This window comes from Streptomyces sp. NPDC045955, from assembly GCF_056430805.1.
Window position 1 is genome coordinate 1 of the sequence record NZ_JBWKKY010000042.1, and the last position, 19419, is coordinate 19419.

Annotated in this window: 20 protein-coding genes; 14 read left to right on the top strand and 6 right to left on the bottom strand. The window is 67.5% G+C overall.

Going from position 1 to position 19419, the window contains the following annotated elements; translation table 11 throughout:
• Positions 1-157: 157 nt before the first annotated feature.
• Positions 158-286 carry a hypothetical protein gene (locus tag AC07F0_RS39730; RefSeq protein WP_478985187.1) on the top strand — a complete coding sequence of 43 codons (129 nt, stop codon included), beginning with the start codon at positions 158-160 and terminating at the stop codon, positions 284-286.
• A 30-nt stretch (positions 287-316) separates the two neighbouring features.
• On the top strand, positions 317-1336 hold the full coding sequence (locus tag AC07F0_RS39735; protein ID WP_478985189.1) for an IS110 family transposase: 1020 nt from the start codon (positions 317-319) through the stop codon (positions 1334-1336).
• Positions 1337-1359: 23 nt separating this feature from the next.
• On the opposite strand, the gene AC07F0_RS39740 is transcribed toward AC07F0_RS39735, so the two are convergent.
• Both AC07F0_RS39740 and AC07F0_RS39745 read right to left on the bottom strand, forming a co-directional pair.
• Complete coding sequence (locus tag AC07F0_RS39740; RefSeq protein WP_478985191.1) at positions 1360-1590, bottom strand: response regulator transcription factor; 231 nt, start codon at positions 1588-1590, stop codon at positions 1360-1362.
• Between the two features lie 275 nt (positions 1591-1865).
• A complete protein-coding gene (locus AC07F0_RS39745; protein ID WP_478985193.1) occupies positions 1866-4283 on the bottom strand; it encodes a SpoIIE family protein phosphatase in 2418 nt (805 codons plus the stop codon).
• Positions 4284-4901: 618 nt separating this feature from the next.
• Here AC07F0_RS39745 and AC07F0_RS39750 point away from each other — a divergent pair.
• From AC07F0_RS39750 to AC07F0_RS39795, 10 genes are all read left to right on the top strand, one after another.
• The gene (locus tag AC07F0_RS39750; protein ID WP_478985195.1) at positions 4902-6764 is read left to right on the top strand and encodes a serine/threonine-protein kinase; all 1863 of its coding nucleotides are present in this window, start codon (positions 4902-4904) and stop codon (positions 6762-6764) included.
• Positions 6765-7120: 356 nt separating this feature from the next.
• A complete protein-coding gene (locus tag AC07F0_RS39755) occupies positions 7121-7408 on the top strand; it encodes a hypothetical protein (RefSeq protein ID WP_478985196.1) in 288 nt (95 codons plus the stop codon).
• Entirely contained in the window at positions 7371-7679 is a 309-nt protein-coding gene (locus AC07F0_RS39760) for a protein kinase domain-containing protein (RefSeq protein WP_478985198.1), read from the top strand. The genes AC07F0_RS39755 and AC07F0_RS39760 overlap by 38 nt, the downstream gene beginning before the upstream one ends.
• Before the next feature lie 703 nt (positions 7680-8382).
• Positions 8383-8994, top strand: a complete 612-nt coding sequence (locus AC07F0_RS39765; protein WP_478985200.1) for a septum formation family protein — start codon at positions 8383-8385, stop codon at positions 8992-8994.
• 533 nt (positions 8995-9527) lie between these two features.
• Entirely contained in the window at positions 9528-10973 is a 1446-nt protein-coding gene (locus tag AC07F0_RS39770) for a hypothetical protein (RefSeq protein WP_478985202.1), read from the top strand.
• Positions 10974-11535: 562 nt separating this feature from the next.
• On the top strand, positions 11536-12240 hold the full coding sequence (locus AC07F0_RS39775) for a hypothetical protein (RefSeq protein WP_478985203.1): 705 nt from the start codon (positions 11536-11538) through the stop codon (positions 12238-12240).
• A 355-nt stretch (positions 12241-12595) separates the two neighbouring features.
• Positions 12596-12940, top strand: coding sequence for a hypothetical protein (locus AC07F0_RS39780; protein WP_478985204.1), 345 nt, complete (start codon positions 12596-12598; stop codon positions 12938-12940).
• A gap of 51 nt (positions 12941-12991) precedes the next feature.
• The gene (locus tag AC07F0_RS39785; RefSeq protein WP_478985205.1) at positions 12992-13618 is read left to right on the top strand and encodes a hypothetical protein; all 627 of its coding nucleotides are present in this window, start codon (positions 12992-12994) and stop codon (positions 13616-13618) included.
• Between the two features lie 286 nt (positions 13619-13904).
• Positions 13905-14177, top strand: coding sequence for a hypothetical protein (locus AC07F0_RS39790; protein WP_478985207.1), 273 nt, complete (start codon positions 13905-13907; stop codon positions 14175-14177).
• A gap of 116 nt (positions 14178-14293) precedes the next feature.
• Positions 14294-14881, top strand: a complete 588-nt coding sequence (locus AC07F0_RS39795) for a hypothetical protein (protein ID WP_478985208.1) — start codon at positions 14294-14296, stop codon at positions 14879-14881.
• A 238-nt stretch (positions 14882-15119) separates the two neighbouring features.
• On the opposite strand, the gene AC07F0_RS39800 is transcribed toward AC07F0_RS39795, so the two are convergent.
• From AC07F0_RS39800 to AC07F0_RS39810, 3 genes are read right to left on the bottom strand one after another with little or no spacing between them, the layout of a single operon-like run.
• The gene (locus AC07F0_RS39800) at positions 15120-15989 is read right to left on the bottom strand and encodes a pentapeptide repeat-containing protein (protein WP_478985214.1); all 870 of its coding nucleotides are present in this window, start codon (positions 15987-15989) and stop codon (positions 15120-15122) included.
• Positions 15990-16011: 22 nt separating this feature from the next.
• Positions 16012-16317: a hypothetical protein gene (locus AC07F0_RS39805; protein ID WP_478985209.1), complete on the bottom strand. Its 306-nt coding sequence runs from the start codon at positions 16315-16317 to the stop codon at positions 16012-16014.
• The gene (locus AC07F0_RS39810) at positions 16314-16613 is read right to left on the bottom strand and encodes a DUF6313 family protein (RefSeq protein WP_478985210.1); all 300 of its coding nucleotides are present in this window, start codon (positions 16611-16613) and stop codon (positions 16314-16316) included. Before AC07F0_RS39810 ends, AC07F0_RS39805 begins: the two co-directional genes overlap by 4 nt.
• Positions 16614-17026: 413 nt before the next feature.
• Here AC07F0_RS39810 and AC07F0_RS39815 point away from each other — a divergent pair, with 413 nt between their 5' ends.
• Complete coding sequence (locus tag AC07F0_RS39815) at positions 17027-17185, top strand: DUF6207 family protein (protein WP_478985216.1); 159 nt, start codon at positions 17027-17029, stop codon at positions 17183-17185.
• 1 nt (position 17186) lies between these two features.
• Here the strand turns inward: AC07F0_RS39815 and AC07F0_RS39820 are convergent, their stop codons facing one another.
• The gene (locus tag AC07F0_RS39820; protein WP_478985212.1) at positions 17187-18173 is read right to left on the bottom strand and encodes an ATP-dependent DNA ligase; all 987 of its coding nucleotides are present in this window, start codon (positions 18171-18173) and stop codon (positions 17187-17189) included.
• A gap of 71 nt (positions 18174-18244) precedes the next feature.
• Between AC07F0_RS39820 and AC07F0_RS39825 the strand changes: the two genes are divergently transcribed.
• Positions 18245-19243 (top strand): DUF4238 domain-containing protein, encoded by a 999-nt coding sequence (locus AC07F0_RS39825; RefSeq protein WP_478985213.1) that lies wholly within the window; start codon positions 18245-18247, stop codon positions 19241-19243.
• Positions 19244-19419: the final 176 nt, after the last annotated feature.

Sequence of the window (19419 nt, forward strand, 5' to 3'; positions counted from 1 at the left end):
CTACTTCGTGGTCACCAACCCAGTTCTGCAGTGGCTCTGCTGGCCCACAGAATCACTCGCCCGTCTCATCGAGAGCCGAGGTTAAACGACAAGCTGAGACTTCAAGTCAGAGTGCCCACCGCACCCGTCCCATCCCGCTCGACCTGGGCAGGTGCACGTGATCACCATCGGTATCGACCCCCACAAGTCCTCCCACACCGCCGTCGCTGTCGACGCCGCAGGACACCAGATCGCCCAGCGGCGCTTCGTCGTCAACGCAGGGACCGTCCGGCAACTGCTGCGCTAGTGCGAGCGGTGGCCCGAGCGCCGCTTCGCCGTGGAGGGAGCCAAAGGACTCGGCCGCAGCCTCGCCCAGCAGCTGGCCGCCGCCAGCGAGCACGTGGTGAATGCGCCCTCCACCCTCTCTGCCCGGGCCCGGCTCCTGGCCACCGGCGGTGACCGCAAGACCGATGCGGCCGACGCTCTGCACGTCGCCCAGTTCGCCCTCTTCCGGCATGACCTGCGCAAGGTCGAGCCGGAAGACCGGTCGACGATCCTGCGGCTGCTGACCGAGCGGCACGACGACCTGGTCAACGAACGAACCCGCATCATCAACCGCCTCCACGCCGTGGTGCGTGACCTGCTGCCCGGCGGTGCCCCCACTCGCCTGTCCGCGGAGAAGGCCGCCGCCCTCATGAAAGGGCTCCGTCCAGCCACTGCCACCGACTGCTGTCGTCGAGATCTCGCTCGGGATCTCCTCGCCAACCTGTGTCGCGTCGACCGGCAAGTCCGCGACAAGGAAGCCCAGATGCGCGACGCTCTGGCCGCCGCCCGCACCGCGCTGACCGCGCTCCCGCGTGGGCACAGTGCTCGCCAAGCTCCTTGGACACGTCGGCGACGTCACACGCTTCGCACCGAGCACCACTTCGCCAGCTACACCGGTACGGTGCCGCTGGACGCCTCCAGCGGCAAGAACACCCGCCACCAGCGGGCGCTGAACTTCGTGCTGCACATCATCGCGGTCTGCCAGATCCGCGACGGCGGCCGAGGCCAGGTCTACTACCTGCGGAAAGTCGCCGAAGGCAAGACGCCTGCGGAGGCTCGCAAGGCCTCAAACGGTGCCTGTCGAACGTCGTCTACCGCACCCTCAAACGCGACCGTCACAGGACTCTCCCTGCTGCCGCTTGACACACAGAGGCACTCATCAGCGTCTCCAATGGCGCCCCTCGGACCCGGCGACACCACCCCCCAGGTCATCCCTTCATCATCCTTTCGACAGGGGGGAACAGTCATGCCGGGCCCGGAGGCCAGCAGCCCTCTTGCAGGACCGCGAAGAACAATAACGGGGGGAACGTAGTCGCAGGGAGCTGTGGCTGGGCGTCACAGTCCCAGGGAGATGGCCAGCCGGGTGAGTTCGGCGGTGTTGTTGATGTTGAGTTTGGTTCGGATGCGGCGGAGGTAGGCGTCGACCGTGTGCTTGGAGAGTCCCATTTGGCGGGCCGCCTGAAGGTAGGTGCATCCAGAGGCGATATGGCGCAGCGTCTCCAGCTCACGCGGGGCCAGCACGGGTGGGGACGATGAGGTGGACGGCGAGGTAGGAGTGGCACTCATAGATTCGATACCTGAATAGTGCGTTTTGTCCGCTTTTGAAAAGGTTGCCTGAGCGACGTCATGGCCGCGTCCGTTGACTGTCACAGGCGTGTCACAGCCACCTACCCGGGTGAGCTATGGCCTCGATCAGCGAGAAGAACCGGATCGGTACGAAAGCTGGTCCGTGGGTCTGGGGTCGGCCCTTGATCGTCTTGTGGCCCCGTACACGCTGGTTCCTGCTCGTTGGGTGGCCGGTTCCATCCCCGGCCTGCCTCGGGGCGTCCCTCTGCGCTCGTCTATGTTCCCGACACTGCGGAAAGCGGCTGCTCAGCCCAGATGGTCTTGCCGGCGGTGGCATGCCGAGTGCCCCAGCGCTCGGAGAGCTGGGCGACGAGTAGCAGGCCGCGGCCCCCTTCGTCGAAGGTTCGTGCCCGCCGCAGGTGAGGGGACGTATTGCTCGAGTCGAAGACTTCGCTGATCAGGGTGCTGTCCTTGTGGATCAGTCGCATTTGAATGGGCGGCTGGCCGTAGCGGATGGCATTGGTGACAAGTTCGCTGACTATGAGTTCGGTGATGAAGACGGCGTTGTCCAGCCCCCAGGCTGTCAGCTGGTCGGTGGCCTGTTTGCGGGCTTGGGAGACGATGGCGGGATCGAAAGCTAGGTCCCAGGCGGCCACCTGGTCGGCGTGCAGGGCCCGGGTACGTGCGACGAGCAGGGCGATGTCGTCATCGGGAGAGTGGCTCAGCACAGGGGCGAGAATTGCGTCGCAGACCGTGTCCAGCGTCGGGCCGGGGGACGAGAGAGCCGCGAATATTCGATCGAGGGCCTCGTCGATGTCGTGGTCGCGGGCTTCGAGCAGACCGTCAGTGTAGAGGGCGAGGATGCTGCTCTCGGGCAGTTCGATCTCGGACATCTCGAAGGGCAGCCCGCCCAAGCCCAGGGGCGGGCCGGGGGGAACATCGAGGAAGTAGACGGCGCCGTCCGGAGTGACCGCAGCGGGTGGCGGGTGACCGGCACGGGCGAGGGCGCAGCGGCGGGAGACTGGGTCGTAGACCGCGTACAGGCAGGTGGTGCCAATGCCCGCGGCGGTTTCGGCCGAAGGGTCCCCTTCGTCTGCGGCCAGGTGGATGACGAGGTCGTCCAGGTGGGTCAGCAACTCGTCGGGCGGCAGGTCGACATCGGCCAGAGTGCGCACTGCGGTTCGCAGGCGGCCCATGGTGGCGGAGGCGCGGATGCCATGGCCGACGACATCGCCCACGACGAGGCCTACCCGTGCGCCGGACAGCGGGATCACGTCGAACCAGTCGCCCCCCACGCCGGCTGTGGTACCGGTGGGCAGGTAACGGGAGGCGATCTCGAGTGCCGCCTGATGGGGCTGCGCGTGCGGGAGCAGGCTGTGCTGCAGGGTGATGGTGGAGGTGCGCTCCGGGGTGTACTGCCGGGCGTCGTGGATGCTGACGGCCGCTGTGGCCGTGAGCTCCTCGGCCAGCTGCAGGTCGTCTGGCTCAAAGGATTCCCGGCGTTGGTGGCGGCTGAAGAGGACCACGCCGAGCGTGATGCCGTGGGCACGCATCGGCACGATCATCAGCGAGTGTGTCCCGTGCTCGCGGATCCAGGCGGCTGAGGGGTCCTGGTCCGCCCAGCGGGCGATGGTGGAGTCGGCCGTCTCGTACCGGGCGGGATGGCCTGTGGCCAGGCACTCGGCGGGAGGGGACAGCGCCTGGCAGGTGACCCTCTCGCCCACCGCGACCGGGGACTCCGGGCTTCCTTCGAGAACCGACCGCATAGCCGTGCGGCGCAGAGTGACCGGTCCTGCCGGCGGGGCTGAGGCAGGCTCCTCGTCCTGCTGGGGGAGGTCGAGCAGGTCGACGGCTGCGAAGTCCGCGAGCCGGGGCACGGCCACGTCGGCCAGTTCCTGCGCGGTCCGTGCGATGTCCACAGTGGTGCCGATGCGCGCGCCGGCGTCGCTCAACAGCATCCGCCGGGCAAGATACCCCTCCGGCCTGGAGTGCGCCGTCAGGCACACGGCGCGCACCCGGCCGTCCGCGTCCTTCAACGGGGCTAGGGATGCCGGCCAGCCGCGCTCCGGGCTCACACCGGTGGGGCAGATGTAGGCCTCCACGTACTGCTGCTCACCGGTCTGCAACGCCAGGCGCATCCTCCGCTCGGCCTCGTAGCTCACGGCATCCGGCGCGATCTCCGGCAGGTGCAGTCCGCGCATGTCGGCCTCGGCAAGGGACAGCGCGCGTTCCATGGCGGCGTTCGCCGCCACCAGTCGCAGGTCGGTGTCGAAGATCGCGAGGATGTCGGGGGACTGGGCGAACGTCCACTCCTTCAGCGGTTCGCCCCCAGGTGTGTACCGTTTCGCCGCCACGGCGGACACCACATGCCACTCTGTGATCCCCCCATGCGACGTCCGGCGGTGCGCGAGCAGCCGCAGCTCCAGCCGGTGGCCGTCGCGGTGCCGCAGCGCCACAGTGCCGCTGCACCGTTCCCGCCCGGCCGGGGGCCGCTGGATCGTTTCGCCGATGTCATCCGCGAGCAGCCCGGCGGCGGGCCGCCCCACGACCTCCGAGGCCGCATAGCCGAGCAGCCGCCGGGCACCTTCGCTCCACCCCGCCACGATGCCCTGCTCATTGATGGTGGATGTGGCCGTGAATGCCGACTCGGGGGCCGACGCGTCCGGCCGCTCAGGGCTAGGAAGTCGCTCCATCGTCGCTCATCTCGCCCTTGCTCGTTCCGTGTCCCGGCTGCGCAGCGGGACCTTGCATGGCTAGGGCTCTACTGACAAGCATGATCCTGCGCGGTGCCAAACACCAACGCAGCGTTGTTCTTGGGCGCCCTCGGCTACCACCCTCCGCTACGCAGGAGTGGTAGCCGAACCCTCCGCTCTCGCCGCGGGCACCGCCCTGCGCCCCCAGGGCGCGCAGCAGCGGCTGATGGTCCCGCCGTTCGCTGCCGCTGTACGGCTTCAGGCACCACGCCGTACTTCCCACAGAGCAACAGCCACCTTTGCCAGCTGTCAGCCGGCAGGCCTGCGCACTGCCAGCCGCGACACGCCTGTCCAGCGGCGCTGGCGCCGTCCCCTGCCAAACGCCGCCCCTGCCAAACGCCGCCCGAGTCGAAGCGCTGCTCGAGTCTGATCAGCCTCGAGCAGCTCACGCTGATGACGCCGCCGCACGGCCGCCTCGCCGGCAGGCCTCACCCGCACCCCCTTGCCCTCGCCCGGGCGGCGGTGCGTGTCGGTACGTGTGCAAGCCATTTTGGGAGTATTTGTAGTTCTCGATCACGGACCATACGGTTTTACTGTCAGGCGTGACGGAGGTTTGCCATGGCAGAGGGCAACGGTGCCGAGCGCCTGGTAGCGGGGCGGTACCGCCTGCTGCGCAGGCTAGGGGCCGGAGGGATGGGGCGGGTATGGCTCGCCTACGACCAGATACTCGACTGCGAGGTCGCCCTCAAGGAGCTTGCCCTCCCCATAGGGATCCCAGAGGAGCAACTGGGCGCCCGGATCGCCCGTGCCCGAGTCGAGGCACGGAATGCTGCCCGGCTGCGCAGCCACCCACACGTCGCCACTGTGTACGACGTCGTGGAGGAAAACGGCCTGCCTTGGATCGTGATGGGCTTCGTGCCCGGGGCGAAGGACCTCGCCGAGCTGGTGCGTGATCACGGACCGCTGTCACCCGCCGACGCAGCACGTATCGGTGTGGCCGTGCTCGATGCATTGACGGCGGGCCATCGGGCCGGGATCTTGCACCGGGACGTCAAACCGGCCAACATCCTGCTGACTGGACCTGGTGCACAGACCCCAGGCGGCGCAGCAGGCGGGCATGTCTTGCTCACCGACTACGGCATCTCGCTGCAGCCGGACTCGGGCGAACCACGGCTGACCACAACGTCCGGGTTCATCGGAACCCCAGGATTCCTCGCCCCGGAGCGCGCCCGCGGAGTGCCACCAAGCCCGGCTTCCGACCTCTTCTCACTCGGTGCCACCTTGTATTACGCAGTGGAGGGCAGCGGGCCGTTCGACCGCCCGACGCCCTATGAAACCCTGACCGCGCTGCTCTTCGAGGAACCCCCACCACCGTCCCGGGCCGGACCTCTGGGACCGGTCCTGGCCAGCCTGATGGCCAAGGATCCCGACCAGCGGATGAGCGGCGACGAGGCGATGCGCACGCTCACCGGACTCACCGACACCCCAGGTGAGCAACCGCCAGTGCACAGGCCATCCGTCCCGGAGGCGGAGACGACGCCGCTGCCGGAAGAACCACCAGCCTCACAGCCGGCTCCTGGCCCACCGCCAGCCGATTCACCTGCGGAGGCTCCGCCGCACGCGCGGCACAGCTGGAGCGCCAAGGCCCCCTCGCGCCGGAGTTGGGCCGTCATCGCCGCTGTACTTCTGCTCGTCGGCGCTGGCGTATGGGCAGGGGCCGCACTGCTCGACAAGGACCCCAAGGCCCCGAAGACCGATCGAGTCCAGCCGTACGGGGACGAGGTCGGACTGACCCGCGAGCTGAAACCCGGCAATTGCGTCTCTGCCTCCTGGCCCACGGAGCGGTTCAAAGATCCGCCCGAACTCAAAATCGTCGACTGCAAGACCTACCCGGACGGCCAGGTCCTGGACCTGAACGCAACCACGTCCCTGGACGACGCAAGGACCAACGGCCAGGGCGTCTGCAGAGGACTCCTGCGCGACACGACGAGCAAGATGATCGACGTCCAGTCCTACGCGCTGGTCCCCAGCGAGGCCGGCTGGGACAACGGCGTGCGAAACACCGCCTGCCTCATCTTCGGCAAGACCGTCAGCCTCTACGGCCCGGTGGGCGACTACCGGAAGCAGGGGGAACAGATCTTCGTCGAGAACAGCGCAATCGGCGACTGCTACAACAGCAGGAAAATCGAGGAAAACAACTACGCCCACCTCCTGGTGGACTGCAACAAACCGCACGAGTTGCAGGGCTTGGGCTACGTGAAGGCGCCCCAGCGCCTCAAGTTCGACTCGTGGGACGCGCTTTATGACCTGTGCGTAAAGCAATACGGGTCCTACAAGAGTTCCACTCGCGACCTGTTTGCCTGGAATCACGCAGAGGACACCTGGAACCAAGGCTTCAGGTATGCGATGTGCATGTTCGCGATGCCGGAGGAGGGTCAGAAGCTCCCGCCCGGCTCAGTCGTAAAACCACCAGCAGAATGAGCTGGCCCCGCATCGTGCTCCGCCAAGCGGAGGCATGACCGCCATGCGGGGAGCGATGAGGTTCCCCCGAGATGCGGCAGGTGCGGAGCACCCGCCCCGCCCAAACATCAACCCAGCTCAGCCGCCCTCAAGCGAAACGCGGAGGTCAGCGCCCGTCCTCCTGGCCGTGGCCCTGCGCTCGGCAGGCCACGGCGTCAGTGCCGCGCCAGCTTCCCGCCGCCACACGAGTGGGCGAGCGCCTCCTCCTTGAGGAGACGTGCTGGTGAGAGGGAGCCTCCAGATGCTTTGGCGAGCCTATTTGTCATGCATAGCCAGAAAATCCTACGGTTGGGCGTCAGGCGTTGCGGAGGTCTGCCATGACGGAGAGTGACGATGCCGAGCGCCTGGTAGCGGGGCGGTACCGGCTCCTGCGCAGGCTGGGTGCCGGAGGGATGGGGCGGGTGTGGCTAGCCTATGACCAGACGCTCGAGTGTGAGGTGGCGCTCAAGGAGCTCGCCCTTCCGACGGGGATGCCGGATGAGGAGCTGAGCGCTCGCATCGCTCGGGCCCGAGTCGAGGCCCGGCATGCTGCCCGGCTGCGCAGTCATCCGCATGTGGCCACCGTGCATGATGTCGTCGAAGAGCGTGGCCTGCCTGGATCGTGATGGGTTCGTGCCTGGCGCGAAGGATCTCGCCGAGCTGGTGCGTGATCACGGGCCGCTCTCCTCCGCAGAGACGGCGCGAATCGGTCTGGCCGTACTCGATGCCTTGATGGCCGGCCACCGGGCCGGGATCCTGCACCGTGACGTCAAGCCGGCCAACATCCTGCTGGCTGGAGGACCCCCGCAGGCACTGGGCCGTGGCGAAGGCGGGCATGTATTGCTGACCGACTACGGCATCTCGCTGCAGCCCGAAACTCCGGCGAGACCCGGCTGACCGGAACATCTGGGTTAATCAGAACCCCAGGGTTCCTGGCGCCAGAGCGCGCCCGCGGAGTGGCGCCAAGCCCGGCATCCGACCTGTTTTCCCTCGGCGCCACCCTGTACTACGCCGTCGAGGGGACCGGACCGTTCGACCGCCCCACGCCCTACGAGACGCTGACAGCCTTGCTCTTCGAAGAGCCCCCACCTCCGACCCGCGCTGGAGACCTGGGGCCCGTCCTGGCCGGCCTGATGGCCAAGGACCCGGCACACCGGATGGAAAGTGACGAAGCGGCGCGTAAGCTCGCCGAGCTTGCCGCCACGCCAGGAGCGACACCCCGGGCGCGGGAGCCGGCAGTCCCGGCGGAAGAGACGACGCCCTCGCTCAGCGAACCCTCAGTCTTGCGGTCGCCTCCTGCCGTACCGTCTGCCGTAGAAGGCTCCGCAGCCGAGGGCGGTTCACTGCCGCAGCGGCGGTATCCCTGGCGGTCCCAGGTTCCTTCGCCCCGGGTTCTGGGGGCCATCGCGGCCGCGCTGCTGCTCATCGGCGGGGGATCTGGGCGGGGGTCGCATTGCTCAACGGCCCGAACGCTGCTGACAACGGCAAGGCCTTGCCCTACGGGGACGAGATCGGACTGACCCGCGAGCTTAAACCCGGAGACTGTGTCCACGCCTCCTGGCCCGAGGGCCGGCTCAAAGGTCTCCCCAGACTGAAAAACGTGGACTGCAAGACGTATCCAGACGGCCAGGTTCTGGACCTGAACGCAACCACGTCCCTGGCCGATGCGAGAGCCAACGGGCAGGGGACCTGCACAGGCCTTCTGCGGGACACGGTACGCAAGATGGCCGACGTCCAGCCCTTCGCGCTGGTCCCCAGCCAGCCCGGCTGGGACAACGGCGTACGGAACACCGCCTGTCTGCTCTTCGGCAAGACCGCCAGCCTCTACGGCCCGGTGGGCGACTACCGGAAATACGGGGACGGGGTCGCCATCGAGAACAGCTCAATCGGCGACTGTATTGACACCAAGAAACTGTCAGAGCATGACTTTGCCTTCACTCTCGTCGACTGCAACAAACCACATGAGATGCAGGGCCTGGGCTACGCCAAGGCACCCAAAGGTGCCAAGTTCGAACCTGGAAACCCCATCTATTACGACCTTTGCACCAAGCAGTACGGATCCCGCAAGAGTCCCACTCGTGACCTATGGGCCTGGATCGACGCCGAGGATTCCTGGAACAAGGGCTTCAGGTATGTGATGTGTCTGCTTGTCATGCCCGAAGAGGGCCAGAAGCTCCCGCCCGGCTCAGCCGTACGCACACCAGCTGACTGAGCCGGTTCCGCATTGCCCCGTGCTGGGGGACCATGACTGCCATGCGGGGCATCACGCGCCATGCTGCAGCCGAGTACCCGTGATTTTGGCAGCGCTGGGTTTTCACCTTGCCGACGGCGCTGCAGCGGCCGCCCGCCAGAGCAGCTGCTCCGCGCCAGAGCGGAGCAGCGCGGGCTTGTCGGTACGAGACCCTCCCGCCAAGGTCCAGACTCTTCCCTGCTATCCCGAAACGACCCTGATCACCATCCCAGTACCGATCAGAGCGTCCCATCGGTACCTCACGGGGCCAACTCCAGGGCCCGTTCCCAGCGGGATCAGCATTATTGCGGTGGCCAGGCCGATGTCAAGCCACGAAAATTTGCGGATTTCTCCTCGCGCGCCATAGAGGAATGGTGGTCTCACGGGACTCCCGAAGGAGTCAACATCCGAAGGAGATCACTATGACTACTGCAGTCCGACGGAGGATTCCCCGGATTCTCTGCGCATCATGCATCACCACTGGGCTCCTCGTCTCCGCAGGAGCCACCACCGCCATGGCAGCCTCGCAAACGCCCACAGGGGTATCGATCATGGCACCAGCCGAGGATCCGGAGCCAGCTCCCCCAATCGGCGACGGCACAGGCACGTCGCCCGAGCCCCCTGTTGCTCCTGTGGCGCCTGGTGCTTTGGAAGACCCTGCGGCGTCTGCGGCTCCCGGTGATGCCCCTGCTGCTGATGAAGGTTCTGCTGCTTCGGAAGAGCCTGTTGCTCCTGTGGCGCCTGGTGCTTCGGAAGACCCTGCGGCGTCTGCTGCTCCCGGTGATGCCCCTGCTGCTGATGAAGGTTCTGCTGCTTCGGAGGGCCTGGGGACTCCTGAAGGGGAGGAAGGACTGAAGCCGACACCGGAGGTGAAGCGCGATATACAGGAATTGACAGAGCGACAGGAGGTCCCCAAGGAGCTGAGGAATACCGGACAGCAACTAACCACTTCCCTGGAGGAAATCCAGGACTCGCACGCACCGCAGAATCTGAAGAAGCAACTTTCGACGCTTGTGGAGCAGGTGACGGACACGCTGCTGGTCATCAGTGATCCCAAGGCGCCGCCGAAGGAACGAGCCGCGCTCACGAAGGTCGTGCGGCAGGTGACGGACATGCTGCTGGTCATCAGTGATCCCAGGACGCCGCCGAAGGAGCGGGCTTCGCTTACGAAGATCGTGCAGCAGGTGAGCGACATGCTGCAGGTGATCAGTAACCCCCAGACATCGCCGAAGGAGCGGGTCAAAGCAAAGAAGACTCTGAAACAGCTGGACAAACAGCTGACGAAGCACCTGAAGGAGCTGCACGAGCACCCGAAGATGGATGAGCCGGATATGGGTCACCCGAAGATGGATGAGCCGGATATGGGTCACCCGAAGACGGATGAGCCGGATATGGGTCACCCGAAGACGGATGAGCCGGATATGGGTCACCCGAAGACGGATGAGCCGGACGAGGGTACCGAACCCCAAACCCAGCGCGATTGCGAGAAAGCGAATCGACCTTGGGTCGAGGGCAGCGGCTACTGCGGCAAGTTCGGCACAATCACAGGACCTAAAGAGGATCCCAGCGACCAGCCCGAGTTCAACCCGTCGCCGGTATACACGCAGGCGCTTAAGTGTGTGGGTTCAATCGTCATTCCTGCCGGGAAGCTTCCCGAGACCCTGGACAAGGCTTACGAGTTTTCGAAATGGATCGGGACAGGGGCGGCCTACGTTAACGCGGCACAAGGCGGGGACGTCAAGACGATGATTTGGGAAGTCGGCGAAGCAGTTCCTGGCCTCCCGGGTCAGGTCTTCACCTGCGCTCGAATTATAGACGTCTATGTCGACGAACAGGGGAAAGAGGCGGTAGCTCCCTACGAGAAGGATGCTTCCAGGCTTGGCATCACGGAGGATTCGCCGGTGAAGACCCCGACGGATCCGGCGCTTGAGCAGAAGGACGGGGCGTACGTCCATCCGTGACGGTGTCAGCGCGAGTTGGACAGGCCGACCGCGTCACTCGACTCGCGCGTAAGGCTCGCGGGCGAGGTAGTGCAGGGCTCCCGCGCGCCTGCTTCGGAACCGGAAGCACACACGCGACACGCGGATCGCATCGAAGGCGAATGTCCGTTTTCAGCTCATCTGTTACCGGATGCTCGCCCACAGAGGAGCGAGCGGTACGCTGTTTCCGCTGCTCAGGCAGCCTGGCAGTCGCCCTCCGGGGCAACCGAGAATCGCAACACCCGGCGGGACTGGAAGGCGCGCCGGTCCTTGTTCTGGCGGTCGCCCTCCGGGGCGACCGAGAATCGCAGCCGACACCACGCCCGAGGTCTCCGACACCCCGGCGTCCTGGCGTTCGCTCTTCGGGGCGGTCGAGGATCGCAATGGTCTCGTCACCGTGCCGATCAAGGTGCACGTCCGCGACTGGCGGTTGCCCTTCCGGGGCGGCCGAGGATCGCAACTGGTGCACCGTGTGAGCAATCACCGCGCACGAACGCTGGCGGTTGCCCTCCGGGGCGACCGGCCGGCGGATCTGCGTTGGCGCGTGATCTGTCCGCACGAAGCCGGCTCCGAGCGGGCACGGGCGCGACTGAACCAGGTCGCCGCCCGCAAGACCCGCCCCGCGAAGCCGCGGCCGCGCTCCCCGGCGCAGCTGCGCGAGGACTGGCAGGCGAGTGCACGCGCGTTCCTCGCCGACGCGGCTGACCTCATCGACTCCCTCCTCGAGCGAGCCCGCGCCGCGGCCGCCGCGATGCGGGCCCGGGTCGCCGCCGTGGTCGACGTCGGCCTGGCGGCCGTCGCCGTCACCGCCACGGTGTTCGTGATGAACAAGGACGGCTGCTTCCACCGCCGTCACCTGCTCGTCGAAACCCGCCGACACCTCGCGCTCGTCCAGCGCGGCCGCCGCCGCGAGCCCGGCCTGGACGAGACGATCGTGAACGAAGCGCTCGCCGCGCACTGCACCGACATCACCGAGGCCCGCAGCGAGCGCAGCGAGGAACCGGCTACCGCCTCTACAGCGCCCGCTGGGCACCCGCCGCCCCGCCGCGCTCCCGGACACCGGCCGCCGTCCTTGTCCGGGACCGGAGGCCGGCCGCCGACCCGGCCGCGCCCTTCCTGCCGCTTCAGCTGGGGGAGTGGGCGATCCCGCGCGTGCCGCTGCGCCACGACCGCGCCGTCACCGCTACCCGCGTCCTCACCGCCCGGCTGCGCACCGCACGCCGCACCGGTCGCCCCTTGTACGACGTAGCTGCGCACCAGCCGACCACGCCAGCCGAGCAGCTGCTCCTCTTCGTCCAGGAGCAGCCGTCCACGGTGGCCCGCCCGGCGGTCGACCTCGTGGCCCTGCGTACCGACCTGGAGGCACTGGAGCTGACCGCCGACCAGATCCGTCGGATAGGCACGGCGTTTGCCACCGTCGGAGACGAAACGCGCAGACGGTGGCGAGCGCCTGCGCACCCGAATCCAAAACCTGCGCACCAGGACCCAGGTGGCGCGCCGCGCGCGCACCAACAGGGCGAGCAGAATGCGCAGCTCCCGCACCAGCCGCGCACCGGCCTTGCGGTGGGACGCTGGGGGGTGCTCTGCGTGGTGAGGGGGCGCCGGTGCCATCGAAGACCAGGGTCGATCTGTACGCGGCGATACGCCGTGATGTCCGGGCGGGCATGTCGAACCGGGCCTTGCAGCGCAAGTACGGGGTGGGCTTCCGGACGGTGAAGGCGGCCATGGAGTCCGTCTGGCCGGAGCCGCGCAAGCAACTGCCGCCCCGCAAGACGCGGCTGGACGCGTTCAAGCCGGTGATCGACCAGATGTTGCGGGCGGATCTGGAGGCGCCGCGCAAGCAGCGGCACACGGTCAAGCGGATCTTCGACCGGCTGCTGGACGAGCACGGTGCGGTGGAGGTGACCTATCCCATGGTGCGCGCCTATAGCGGTGTCAGTTCTCGCTGACATTTTTGGGCTCTGTGATCAACAAGTGCTGCTCGAACTCGACGACAAACGGTGTCAGCTCTCGGTTACGAAGCCAGCTGTGCGTGGGCCGACCTCGTCCTCGTCGCCCCGGAGGCGGGGCTGCCGCTGTTGTTCATCGAGGCCGACAACTGCACCGAGGACGCGAGCGTCATCGCCTTGAAGTTCGACAAGTACATGCGCCACTTCCACCGCAAGACGAAGGACACCGACGGTCAGGACAAGCCGATGTGGCGCACCCGCTGGTCCGCTCCCGATCCCCAGTGGGGCGACGCGACGCACCCGCCGGTCCTGCTCGTCTTCAACCAGGTCGGCAACCGGCCCGCGCTGAAGCAGATGGAGAAGGTCGCCGCCCTCACCCGCGAGCACTGCCAGGGCCAGTGGGCCGACGGCTTCCACCTCTACAAGGGGAAGATGCCGATCGTGGCGACCACGCTGGAGCTGCTGCGCGAGCACGGCCCAGCCGGGCCCGCGTTCTGGCGCTTCGGCCGAGAGGGCCGACAGAACCTCTGGGACGCGATCGGCAACCCCCGCCGCGATGCTGCCCTGGTCCGCCGGGACGAAGAGGCGCGACGCCGTCGCGCGCAGGAAGCAGCCGAACGCGAGGCTCAGCGCCCCGTGTGTGCCGACTGCGGGAGCAAGTTCACCGACGACCGGTAGAAGGCCAGTATCGCGGTCGACTGGGGCCGTGGGGACAGTCACCCTCACCTGTGCGACGCCTGCAAGGCGAGGGCGCTCGAAGCGGAGCGGCAGGCGGAACAGGCCGAACGCGACCGCCGGGAGCAGGAGCGCCAGGAGGAAGAGGCGGCGCAGGCCTCGGAGGCCGGCGGCTGGCTCGGACGCTGGCGCAGCTGACCCGGCAAGCCACCCCTGGCAGCACGAGGGCTTGCCCAAGCACCCCTTGGGCAAGCCCTCGTTGTCGGTGGCGGCTGCGACGCTGGACGACATGGACAGCGAAGATGAGCAGCTGCTGCGCGGCCGGATCTACGGCACCGACCACGACCATCCCGGCCCGAAGCCGGGACGCAGCTACGCCGAACTGGTGGGCGGGCCGCTGGACGGACTGCTGCTCGACATCACCGGCTGGAGGCCGGAGGAGATCGACGACGGGGTCTCCCTCCTCACGGAGCTCGGGCAGTTCGGGCCCGGGGGCCGGGCGTTGTACGACCCGCGCCCCGGCGACCCGGCCCGCTGGGACTGGGCAGGCGACAGCCCCTGACCACCCACCACCTGGCCCTCACCACGGCACGAGAAGTGGCCACCGTTCTGCACTGATGCGGCCACTGTTCGGTGAAACGGCTCATGGGGTCCAGAACCTCTGCCAGTTTCGAACGCGTGGATCAAGGATGGGCAGCGGTTATCGCAGGTGGCGTCGGGCTTGTTGGCGCGGTCGTTGGTGCTCTCGTCGGCGGGCTTGCCGCGGTCCGGGGTGCTCGGATCGGCGCTGAGATGAACGCGGCTGCCGTACGGGAACAGGTTCGAGACCAAGCTGCTCTGGAGCTGCAGCAATGGGTCCGCCAGGAACGGCAGAAGGCCTGTCTGCAGGTGATGGACATGTACGCCGTCTTCAACAGCGAATCCGTCCGGCGGCGCGAAGAAATGGAGGCGGGCACGGTGCTGGACGAGGCGTCGCTCCAGTCCTATGCGGATCACTCCACCAATCTCATCGCCGCGTGCAGCCACTTGGCGCTCCTGGGACCTGACGCCGTCCAGATCGCAGGTGGCACCCTGCGGCGCATGACGGAGCGGTTCGTGAGCACGCTCAGGTTCGTGAACGAGGAACTGGCCGAACAGCCAACTGAGCAGCAGGCAGAGGGACTGCGCGCGGACTGGCTGGAGATGCTGGCTGAGGACGGACAGGAGATGAAGCTCGCCTACCTGGAATTCATGCGCATCAGCCGGGCCGCCCTGCTGCCTGGCTGATCGTCGACGGGGCTTGGTCAAGCTACTCGGTCGGGTGAAGACGCCGGATCGCCGGAACCTTCCCGAAGGCTTTAGGCGTAGTGCCGAACATGAACCCGATCAACGAGGCCCACGTGAGCGAGCCGGGCCTGGTCGTCGTCGACGGCTTGCTGACTGAACTAACTGAGGCGGAACAGCCACCTACCGCCAACAAGCCGCCCAGATGAAGATCACGATCGACCGGTGAAATATGAAGTCTTCAGGCCAACACCCTGGAGCGGTCCCAAGACGTGTCTCCGCGTACGCGGTACGTGCCTGGTGTCACTTCGTCGGATAGGGCGTGGGCATGTTGGGCGATGCCTTCGGGCCAAGTGGTCGACAGGCTCCACAGGATTCCTGACGCTAGTGAGACGCCGCGGGCGCCGGTCAGGTCCGCGCCAATCAGTTTCGCGTCGGTCAGGTCCGCGCCAGTCAGATTCACCCCGGTCACATTCGCGCGGGCAAGGGACGAGCCGACCAAGGTCGCCTCGGTCAAGTTTGCGCCGGTCAAGTCCGCCTCGGCCAGGCTCACGTTGGCCATATCCGCGCGGCGCCCATGCGCGCGGATCAGGATTGCGCGCGATAGCTGCGCTCCCGTTAGGTTCGCGCCAGCGAAGTCCGCTCCGGTTAGATCCGCGCTAAACAGCCGTGCACCACCCAGCCAGGCGTCAGTCAGAGTGGCGTCGGTCAGGGCTGCGCGGATCAGGAGCGCATCGATCAGGTTTGTTCGGCGCAGGCGCGCGCCGGCCAGGGATGCATCCGACAGCTTTGCGTGGGTCAGGTTTGCGTTCGACAGGTCTGCCCTGGCCAGGTCCGCCCTAGACAGGTCCGCGTACCTCAGGTCCGCATACGTCAGGTCCGTGCCGGCCAGGCGGGCACCGGTCAGGTTGCGGGGCAGATCGTCGTCAGCGCGTGGAGTAGCAAGACGATCGGCTTCGGGAACGGCGTGGTCAGGTAGGTCTTGGGCGGCCGAGTTTTCAGCGATGGCCTGGGCGGCTTCGTTGAGGGCCGTGGTGGGAGCACTCGGGAACGCAAGGTAGAGCAGGCCGCGCATGATCTCGGTCTGTCGTTGCGGCTCGGTGTCCTCCATCACGGTCTCCAAGGTAGGGCGGTTACGCGCTTGCAGCGCGGCGTTGGCAGATCGGGCAACGGCCAGCGGCAGAATGAATGGCGAGGAGCAGGCCGGTGGCTCCGCGCTCCGCACGGCGCTCCTGTTCACGGCGGTCCCACTTTCGTTCTGGCTCGGCGTCAGCCATGAGTTCCTCTTGGAGCTCTCGGAAGTGGCGCTCGGCAGCCTTCCAGTCCGGTACGTGTGAATCGTTGGGATCCGTGGTGGAGCCGGGATGGAGGTTACCGAAGGCGGTGACGGCCGCGGCTGAATCGCCGTCGCGCAGAAAGAGCTCGTGGAGCGTGATCACGTGCTGCCGTCCCCCGGGCCGCCCGTCGGAGGTTGGGCGAGGGTACGGAGCTCCGCCATGACGGCGTCAAAGTCGCGGGCTTGGTGCGTTTGGATCTGAACGGTAATGAGGTAGCCGGCGGTGCCGCCGACGAAGGCGGGGATTGCGGCCCAACCGGCCAGGGACAACGGCCATGCCATCCATTGCGGGCCGACCTTGGCTGGTGAGGTAATACCGATCAGGACCTCATACGCGACTGCCCAACCAAGAAACACACCGTTCAAGACGAAGAGGATGGCACAGACGACGACCACCACGGCGGCGCGAGTGAGTAACCAGTAGGGGAGGCGTCCCAGGGCATATCGGCGAGCCCACCACCCGGCGATCCGTTGCCACAGGCCAGGCCTTGGAGGCGAGGCCGGTGCGGGGGGTGTCGACGGTGGCACGGTCACGCTAGTCACGTTAGACGCCACTGACCTCGGTGCGCGGTGAAACTTGCAAGTCCCGCCAGCTGTGGACGGTGGGCTCCATTCTGGAAGGCCGATCTCCGTAGGTACCACTTTGACTAGCGTCAGAACCCGGTGGAACAGCTTCAACAAGCGTCTGACGAACAAGCGCTCAACCAGAACGCCACTCACCACAGTGCCGCAGGACCGTGCCAAATGAGCTGACTTGCTAGTTCAGAGAAGTCGCGGCCGCCGACGATGCCACCGCCCTCACCTTCCAGCAGCTGCTCGCAGACCGGTGGGCAACGGCCACAGCGGAGCAGACGACGCGGGACGCCGGTCAGCCCGGAGTACGGCTGCGCTGCTACCTGGACCTGCGCCAGCAGCTCGCCGCGGCCGCCGTGGCCGACCCGACCATGGAGCCGACCACGGCCCGGCCCTGACTCATGACAGGGCGCCGCCTTCACCGAACAGCGGCACCATTTGGGCGTCGATGTCCGTGCGGATGCGGTGGGGGCGGGCCGGGTGCCGCCACCGTCCGGCGCTGTCGCGGGCGACGTCGACGTCGACTTCCATCACGACGTCCGGCTGGACCAGGACGGCCTCGAGGGTGCGCTGTGTTCCCCAGCCTGCCGAGAACGTCCAGCCCGTCCACGGATGCGCGTCCTGCGGTGGGGCCAGCTGGTCGGCCAGGGCGCGGCCGGCGGCCCGGGACAGGGTGGTGCTGCGGCCGACGTACCGCAGGCGGCCAGCCCGGTCGTAACGGCCCAGCAGCAGCGTGCGGGGCGCGGCAAGCGACCCGGTGACCGCGCCGATCACGGCCTCCGTGGTGACCCGCACCTTGTACTTCCGCCACGATCGCACGGCCCCGCGATAGAACTCCTCCAGCCGCTTGAAGCACAGTCCCTCCACCCCGGCCGCCGTCCACGACAGCCACTCCCGCGCCACGGCCGGGTCGGTCGTCGACGGGCACAGCACCCACGGCGCCGTCAGGCCGCGCTCCGCAAACAGCGTCTCCAACGCCGCACGGCGCCGCGCGTACGGCCAGCCAGTCAGGTCGTCGCCTCGGTGGACCAGGTCGAAGGCCACGAAGTGCGCCGGCCACTCCCACCCCGCCTGAGCGGCAGCTGCCCCGCGCCGGGCGAGCCGCTGCTGCAGCCGCTCGAACGCCAGCCGGTCCCGCTCCCACACCACCAGCTCGCCATCCAGCCCGGTGTCCTCCGGCAGCTGCGCCAAGGCCGCAGCCCGGATCTCAGGGAACGAGGCCGTCATGTCCGTGCCGCGCCGTGAGCGCAGCAGCACTCGCCCGCCCGCGTACACGGCGAGCTGGGAACGGTAGCCATCCCACTTGGGCTCCGCAGCCCAACCAGTGGGCAAGGCAGGGCTGTCCACGGCCACGGTGAGCATCGGCTCGGGCAAGGACCAGGTCATGCGGCTATGCCTTCCACGTAGCCCGGGGAAACTCCGTCGTTGTTCACCGCTGGCCGCTTACGCTGGGTTACGTGTCTGCACCGAAACTTCACCACTATGTGCCCCAGAGCTACCTGGCACGATTCGGGCGAGGCGACATGGTCAGGGTGAGGCGCCGGTGCCCGCCGAAGACGCACCTCGCCAACGTCAAGAACGTCGCAGCCGAGACCGGCTTCTACACAATCACGGACGAGAACGGCGTGCCTTCCACGGCCATCGAGCAGGAGCTCAGCGGCCTGGAAGGGCAGGGGCTTGCCGCCCTGCGCCGAATAGACGAGACGGGAATGCCGCCGGCTGTTGGTACCGACGACCGCGAGCTGCTCTGCCTCTACCTGGCTGTGCAGATGGCCAGGACACCGCGGAAGCGCACGATGCTGCGCTTCGGGCGCGATGTCACCGCCTACGCGGACGGCCGGGAGGTCGACCTGGCGCTGATGACCGAGTACCTCACGCGCAAGCATCTCGGTCAGCCGCCGCGGGCAGCGGAAGCCCAGGGGGCCTGGGATTACTACCACGGCACGCGAGCGATGAACGGCGGCAACGACCTCACCCACAACGAAGCGGTGGCCGCGCCGTTCAGCTCCCTCCAGGCCTGCATCCCTCAGTACCGTGCCCGGCACTGGCGGCTCGAGACCTGCCGTAAGCCGATCTTCCTCACCTCCGACGCACCCCTCGTGCTCTGGCGCCCGGAAACTCCGAGTGACGCCTACCAGGGGTTCGGCCTGGAGGGTGCTCACGAGATCAGGTTCCCGGTCAGCCCCACGGCTCAGCTTGTCCTCGTCCCCGGCCAAGGCACATCCGTGGAAGAGGTCAGGCTCAGCCGAGTGAACAGCTGCAACCAGGATCTCGCGGACAGCTGCGAGCAGGTCGTCATCGGACACCCGGACCGGCCCGCCGCGCTCGACAGGATCCAGCTGAGCAAGCGCGGGCCCACGCTGCACTTCAACTCGGGACCGGGCTTCCAGGAGAACCCGGACGGCACGGTAGAGCCCATGGGCGACATCGTGCACATGTACACCACCCGCCGCTGAGACCAAACAGCGGTGGGGGGGGGGGGGGGGGGGCCCCGCCCCCCCCCCCCCCCCCCCCCCCCCCCCCCCCCCCCCCCCCCCCGCAAAACCCCCCCCCCCCCCCCACCCCCCCCCCCCCCCACACCCCCCCCCCCCCCCCCCCCTCCCCCCCCCCCCCCCCCCACAAGAGACCCGCG

Coding starts and splice junctions, on each gene's coding strand:
- AC07F0_RS39740 (WP_478985191.1), bottom strand. CDS start 1,590: ATGAGTGCCACTCCTACCTCGCCGTCCACCTCATCGTCCCCACCCGTG.
- AC07F0_RS39745 (WP_478985193.1), bottom strand. CDS start 4,283: ATGGAGCGACTTCCTAGCCCTGAGCGGCCGGACGCGTCGGCCCCCGAG.
- AC07F0_RS39750 (WP_478985195.1), top strand. CDS start 4,902: ATGGCAGAGGGCAACGGTGCCGAGCGCCTGGTAGCGGGGCGGTACCGC.
- AC07F0_RS39755 (WP_478985196.1), top strand. CDS start 7,121: ATGACGGAGAGTGACGATGCCGAGCGCCTGGTAGCGGGGCGGTACCGG.
- AC07F0_RS39760 (WP_478985198.1), top strand. CDS start 7,371: ATGATGTCGTCGAAGAGCGTGGCCTGCCTGGATCGTGATGGGTTCGTG.
- AC07F0_RS39770 (WP_478985202.1), top strand. CDS start 9,528: ATGGCAGCCTCGCAAACGCCCACAGGGGTATCGATCATGGCACCAGCC.
- AC07F0_RS39790 (WP_478985207.1), top strand. CDS start 13,905: ATGGACAGCGAAGATGAGCAGCTGCTGCGCGGCCGGATCTACGGCACC.
- AC07F0_RS39800 (WP_478985214.1), bottom strand. CDS start 15,989: ATGGAGGACACCGAGCCGCAACGACAGACCGAGATCATGCGCGGCCTG.
- AC07F0_RS39820 (WP_478985212.1), bottom strand. CDS start 18,173: ATGACCTGGTCCTTGCCCGAGCCGATGCTCACCGTGGCCGTGGACAGC.